4 protein-coding genes are annotated in these 6,364 nt (G+C 59.8%); 3 read left to right on the top strand and 1 reads right to left on the bottom strand.

Going from position 1 to position 6,364, the window contains the following annotated elements; genetic code table 11:
* Positions 1-30 precede the first annotated feature (30 nt).
* Positions 31-1,362 (top strand): phosphoglucosamine mutase, encoded by a 1,332-nt coding sequence (gene glmM, locus AAFM15_RS06430; RefSeq protein ID WP_341685884.1) that lies wholly within the window; start codon positions 31-33, stop codon positions 1,360-1,362.
* A 7-nt stretch (positions 1,363-1,369) separates the two neighbouring features.
* On the opposite strand, the gene AAFM15_RS06435 is transcribed toward glmM, so the two are convergent.
* Complete coding sequence (locus tag AAFM15_RS06435; RefSeq protein WP_341685885.1) at positions 1,370-2,191, bottom strand: pyruvate, water dikinase regulatory protein; 822 nt, start codon at positions 2,189-2,191, stop codon at positions 1,370-1,372.
* Between the two features lie 139 nt (positions 2,192-2,330).
* Between AAFM15_RS06435 and ppsA the strand changes: the two genes are divergently transcribed.
* A complete protein-coding gene (gene ppsA / locus AAFM15_RS06440; RefSeq protein ID WP_341685886.1) occupies positions 2,331-4,727 on the top strand; it encodes a phosphoenolpyruvate synthase in 2,397 nt (798 codons plus the stop codon).
* Positions 4,728-4,739: 12 nt separating this feature from the next.
* Positions 4,740-6,364: VC_2705 family sodium/solute symporter (locus AAFM15_RS06445; protein ID WP_341685940.1), on the top strand; the 1,625-nt coding region annotated here is incomplete at its 3' end.

A 6,364-nucleotide genomic window follows, 5' to 3' on the forward strand; every position in this document is an offset into this window, starting at 1 on the left:
ATCAGAACAAGATCAACAAGAGGAATCAAGATGGCGCGTCGTTACTTTGGCACCGATGGCATTCGCGGAACCGTGGGCCAGAGCCCGATCACGCCCGACTTTGTGCTCCGTCTGGCACACGCCGTGGGTCGCGTCCTCAAGCGTCACGAAAAACACCCAACGGTACTGATCGGCAAGGACACCCGAATTTCGGGTTACATGCTTGAAAGTGCACTCGAGTCCGGATTCAATTCTGCAGGTGTGGATGTGGTGTTGCTGGGCCCGGTGCCTACGCCTGCTGTGGCGTACCTGACCCGCGCACAACGTGCATCCTTGGGGGTGGTGATCAGTGCCAGCCATAACCCTTACGAAGACAACGGCATCAAATTCTTCAGCGCTCAGGGTACCAAATTGCCTGATGACTGGGAGCTGGATGTGGAAGCTGCATTGGACGAAGCGCCGGTATGGGTGCAGGCTTCTGAGTTGGGTAAAGCCAAACGTCTGGACGATGCTGCAGGCCGTTACATCGAATTTTGCAAAAGCACTTTCCCGACGCAGCTGTCTTTGCATGGTTTGAAAATCGTGGTGGATGCCGCCCATGGCGCGGCTTATCACATCGCTCCCAAAGTGTTCCATGAGTTGGGTGCTGAGGTGGTGGCCATTGGTTGTTCGCCCGATGGTCTCAACATCAACAAGGGGGTGGGGGCCACCCACCCGCAAGCGCTGGTCGAGGCGGTCAAGGCTCATGGGGCTGATCTGGGCGTGGCACTCGATGGTGACGCTGACCGCCTGCAACTGGTCGATTCACAGGGGCGCCTCTACAACGGCGACGAGTTGCTGTACCTGATGGTTCGTGAGCGCCTGAGCCGCGGCGAGCAGGTGCCTGGCGCCGTGGGCACGCTCATGACCAACATGGCCGTGGAAGTGGCCCTGCGTGGACTGGGTGTGGCCTTTGAACGCGCCAATGTCGGCGACCGCTATGTGCTGGAGGTGCTGGCCGAGCGTGGCTGGTTGCTGGGCGGCGAGGGCTCGGGCCACCTGTTGGTGCTGGACAAGCACACCACAGGCGATGGCTTGGTCAGCGCCTTGCAGGTGCTCAGTGCCTGTGTGGCTAGCGGCAAGACCATGGCGCAACTGCTTGATGGCGTGACCTTGTTCCCGCAAACCCTGATCAATGTGCGCCTGCAGCCTGGTTTTGACTGGAAGAGCCATGCCCCCCTGCAGCAGTCAACCCGTGAAGTAGAGGCTGAACTCGGCCAGAACGGCCGGGTGTTGATTCGCGCCAGTGGTACGGAACCCCTTGTTCGCGTCATGGTCGAAGCCCGCGATGCGGCCAAAGCCCATGCCTGCGCCGAGCGCATTGCCGCAACCTTGAAGGCTTGAGGCTGCGTCAGTAAATCAGTCGGTCGGGCTTGACTTCCTGCAGGATGGTCGTGGCGATCTCTTCAATGGATTTGGTCGTGGTCGACAGCCAGCGAATGCCTGAGCGGCGCATCATGGCCTCGGCCTCGGCCACCTCGTGGCGACAATTTTGCAGGCTGGCATAGCGCGAGTTGGGGCGTCGTTCGGTGCGGATTTCTGACAGTCGCTCGGGCTGAATGGTCAGGCCGAAGATTTTTTTCCGGTAAGGAACCAGTGCCGGGGGCAACTGGTTGCGATCAAAGTCTTCGGGAATGAGTGGGTAATTGGCTGCTTTGAGTCCATGCTGCATGGCCAGGTAGAGGCTGGTGGGGGTTTTCCCGCTGCGACTGACGCCGATCAAAATCACGTCGGCCCCTTCCAGATCCCGGTGGGATTGGCCGTCGTCGTGGTCCAGCGAGAAGTTGATGGCCTCGATGCGGTCGTGGTATTCCTTGCTTTTGCTCACATCCGAAAAGCGGCCCACCCGGTGGTGGGACTTGATGCCCAGCTCCTGCTCGATGGGATGCACAAAGGTGCCGAACATGTCCATCAACATGCCCTTGCAGTTGTCCTTGATGACCTGCAGGACTTCCATGTTCACCAAAGTGGTGAAGACCAGGGCCTTGGCCCCTTCAAGGTCGCAGGTGTGGTTGATTTGCCGTACCGCCTGGTGGGCCTTGTCCACGCTGTCCACAAAGGGCAGGCGGACATGGCGGGTCTTCATTTCGAATTGCGCCAAGATGGCGTTGCCAAAGGTTTCGGCGGTGATGCCGGTGCCGTCAGACACAAAAAAAACAGTGCGCAGGCTCATTTTGAGAAAAATTCAGGTCATGGGGCAGGGCGGCCCCCTAAAATGAACCCATTATCCATGGCGCGACGCATCCCACACCAGAACAATGACAGCGGTGTGTCTTTGGCCAGGAGCCCGGTTTTTAACTTTGGAGTCTCTTATGTCCAACCTGTTTGAAGCGACCGCTTTGGTCGTTCCTTTCGAAAAACTGCGCATGGCCGACGTCGAAATCGTCGGCGGCAAAAACGCCAGCCTGGGGGAGATGATTTCCCAGCTGCCTGCCGGGGTCAAAGTACCCACTGGCTTTGCCACCACGGCCCACGCTTTCCGTGAATTCCTGAAATTCGACGGTCTGTCTGACCGCATCAACGCCAAGCTCGATGCGCTGGACACCGAAGACGTGCGGGCCCTGGCCGCCGTGGGCGCCGAGATCCGCGCCATGGTCGAGGCTCAGCCTTTCCCTGCCGATCTGGAAAAAGCCATTCGAGAAGCCTTCATCACTTTGCAAGATGGCCACGCAGAGGCCTCCTTTGCCGTGCGCTCCTCGGCCACGGCCGAAGACCTGCCTGACGCCTCCTTTGCTGGGCAGCAGGAAACCTTCCTCAACGTGGTGGGCATTGACGACGTCTTGCACAAGATGAAAGAGGTGTTTGCTTCCTTGTACAACGACCGCGCGATCAGCTACCGCGTGCACAAGGGCTTTGCCCACGCCGACGTGGCCCTTTCGGCCGGCGTGCAGCGCATGGTGCGCTCCGACCTGGGTGCTGCGGGCGTGATGTTCACCATCGACACCGAGTCCGGCTTTGAAGATGTGGTGTTCATCACTTCCAGCTACGGTCTGGGCGAGACGGTGGTGCAGGGCGCTGTGAACCCTGACGAGTTTTACGTCCACAAACCCATGCTGGCTGCAGGCAAGCGCGCGGTGATCCGTCGCAACCTGGGTTCCAAGCTCATTCAGATGGTGTTTTCCACCCCCGAAGAAAAAGCCTCCAGCGGCAAATTGGTCAAGACGGTGGATGTGCCCACCGAGCTGCGCAACCGCTACAGCCTGACCGATGCCGACGTCGAGCAACTGGCGCACTACGCACTGGTGATCGAAAAGCACTATGGCCGCCCGATGGACATCGAGTGGGGCAAAGACGGCAACGATGGCCAGCTCTACATCCTGCAGGCCCGCCCCGAAACCGTGAAGAGCCAGGCCAAGGGCACGGCCGAGCTGCGCTACAAGCTCAAGGGCCATTCCACCGTGCTGGCTGAGGGCCGCGCCATTGGCCAGAAGATCGGCACTGGCCCGGTGCGTCTGGTGCACAACATCAGCGAGATGGACAAGGTCCAGCCCGGCGATGTGCTGGTGACCGACATGACCGACCCGAACTGGGAGCCGGTGATGAAACGCGCCAGTGCCATCGTGACCAACCGCGGTGGTCGTACCTGCCACGCGGCCATCATCGCGCGCGAGCTGGGCATCCCGGCCGTGGTGGGCTGCGGCCATGCGACCGAACAGCTCAAGGATGGCACGCTGGTGACGGTGAGCTGTGCCGAGGGCGATACGGGTCGCATTTACGATGGTCTGCTGGAGACCGAGATCACCGAAGTCAAGCGCGGCACCATGCCCGAGATTCCCACAAAGATCATGATGAACGTGGGCAACCCCCAGCTGGCGTTTGACTTTGCCCAGCTGCCCAACGCGGGCGTGGGCCTGGCCCGGCTGGAGTTCATCATCAACAACAACATCGGCGTACACCCCAAGGCCATCCTGGACTACCCGGCCATCGATGCTGACCTGAAAAAGGCGGTGGAGTCCGTGGCCCGTGGCCACGCTTCGCCACGTGCTTTCTACGTCGACAAGGTGGCCGAAGGTGTGGCCTCGATCGCGGCGGCCTTCTGGCCCAAGCCAGTCATCGTGCGCCTGTCGGACTTCAAGAGCAACGAGTACCGCAAGCTGATCGGCGGCAGCCGCTACGAACCCGAAGAAGAAAACCCGATGCTGGGCTTCCGTGGCGCGACCCGCTACATCAGCGAAGACTTCGGCGAGGCTTTTGCCATGGAGTGCGAAGCCCTCAAGCGCGTGCGCGGCGAGATGGGTCTGACCAATGTGCAGGTGATGGTGCCCTTTGTGCGCACCCTCAAGCAGGCCGAACGTGTGACGCAACTCCTGGCCAACCATGGTCTGGTGCGTGGCGAGAACGAGCTCAAGCTGATCATGATGTGCGAGGTGCCCACCAACGCCATCCTGGCTGACCGCTTCCTGCAGTTCTTCGATGGCTTCTCGATCGGCTCCAACGACCTGACACAGCTCACGCTGGGTCTGGACCGCGACTCCGGCATGGAATTGCTGGCAGCCGATTTTGACGAGCGCGACCCGGCGGTGACCACACTGATCGAGCAGGCCATCAAGGCTTGTCTGGCGCAGGGCAAGTACATCGGTATTTGCGGGCAGGGCCCCAGTGATCACCCGGACTTTGCCCAGTGGCTGATGGCGCAGGGCATCAGTTCGATTTCGCTCAATCCCGACACTGTGGTGGAGACCTGGACCACGCTGGGCCAAGCGGCTTAAGCGCCCTTGTCTATGGGCACTGATGAGCACACATCGGTCTCGCCAGCAGGCTACCGCTGGCGACTTCATCGCAATGTGCTCATCTACACGGTGCTTTTGCTCAGTCTCATCGGCTTGCTGGCTTGGGCTGAAAGCAGGGGCCTTTCGCGCAACCTGATCGGTCCGATCTTTCTGTTCGCGACCGTCATGATCTATGCCCTGATTGGCATTTCGGGGCGTACTTCTGACGAAGCGGAGTACTACGTCGCAGGGCGCCGTATTCCGGCCATGTACAACGGCATGGCTACTGCTGCGGACTGGATCAGTGCGGCCTCTTTCATCAGTCTGGCCGGGGCTTTGTACCTGCAGGGGTTTTCAGGGGCCGGGCAGCAGCCAGGTGGTTTGGCTTACATCCTGGGGTGGACGGGTGGTTTTTGTCTGGTGGCCTGGTGGATTGCTCCGGCTTTGCGGGGCATGAATCTCTACACCGTGCCCGATTTTTTTCAGCGTCGTTTTGGGGGACGGTGGCCACGGATTCTGGCGGCCTGGGCGGCGGTTCTGACCTCATTTACCTATGTGGTGGCACAGATTTACGGCATTGGCCTGATTGCTTCGCGCTTGACGGGGGTGCAATTTGAAATCGGGATTTTGCTGGGTTTGGGTGGGGTGCTGTTGTGCTCCTTTTTAGGCGGCATGCGTGCCATCACATGGACACAAGTAGCGCAGTACATCATTGTGTTGCTTGCTTTCTTGATACCCGTGTCCTGGCTCGCCTACCGGCAGCTTGGCACACCGGTGGCCATGGTGGCTTACGGCAGTCAGCTGGCGCGAATCGGACAGCTTGAACAGCAATTGGTCGAGGATCCGGCCGAAATCGATGTTCGTCAGGAGTACGCGCGACGTGCGCAGGACTATGCCCGTAAATTGCAGGATGTACCCAACGCCTTGAAACACGAGCGCGAGCGCCTTGAGTTAAAAGTGCGTGAATTAAAAATCAATGGGGCAGACTTCACGCAAATTGCCCAGGCTCGGCGTGAACTGGTTGCACTGCCCAAGGATGTAGGCGTGGCGCAAGAGTTGTGGACACGTGCCATGCAGGATGCGCATGAGCGATCGATGCCTTTGGCCGGCATGCCTCGCCAAACCCAGGCTTTCCAGGGCGATCCGCAAGGCACTCCATCCGAACGTGAGGCCTTCGAAACTTCCCGGTGGAATTTCCTGGCACTGACTTTCTGTCTGATGTTGGGTACCGCGGGCATGCCCCATCTGCTGACCCGGTTTTACACCACCTCCAGCGTTGCGCAGACCCGTAGTTCGGTGGCCTGGTCCTTGTTCTTTATTGTGTTGCTGTATCTGAGCGTGCCGGCTTTAGCCATCCTGGTGAAGTTTGAGGTCATGAATAACCTCGTCGGCAGCAGTTTCGAGGATTTGCCCTCGTGGCTTGCACAGTGGGCGCGGGTGGATCCTGGCCTGGTGGAGGTGGCTGACATCAATGGCGACCGTCGCCTGCAGTTTGGCGAATTACGCATGGGGGCCGACATGGTCATGCTGGCCATGCCAGAGCTGGGCAGCATGCCTTTTGTCATCGCAGGGCTGGTGGCCGCGGGCGGTCTGGCTGCAGCCTTGTCGACAGCAGATGGATTGCTGCTGACCATTGG

Origin of the sequence: Limnohabitans sp., from assembly GCF_038134685.1 — a bacterium.
Taxonomy (GTDB): domain Bacteria; phylum Pseudomonadota; class Gammaproteobacteria; order Burkholderiales; family Burkholderiaceae_C; genus Limnohabitans_A.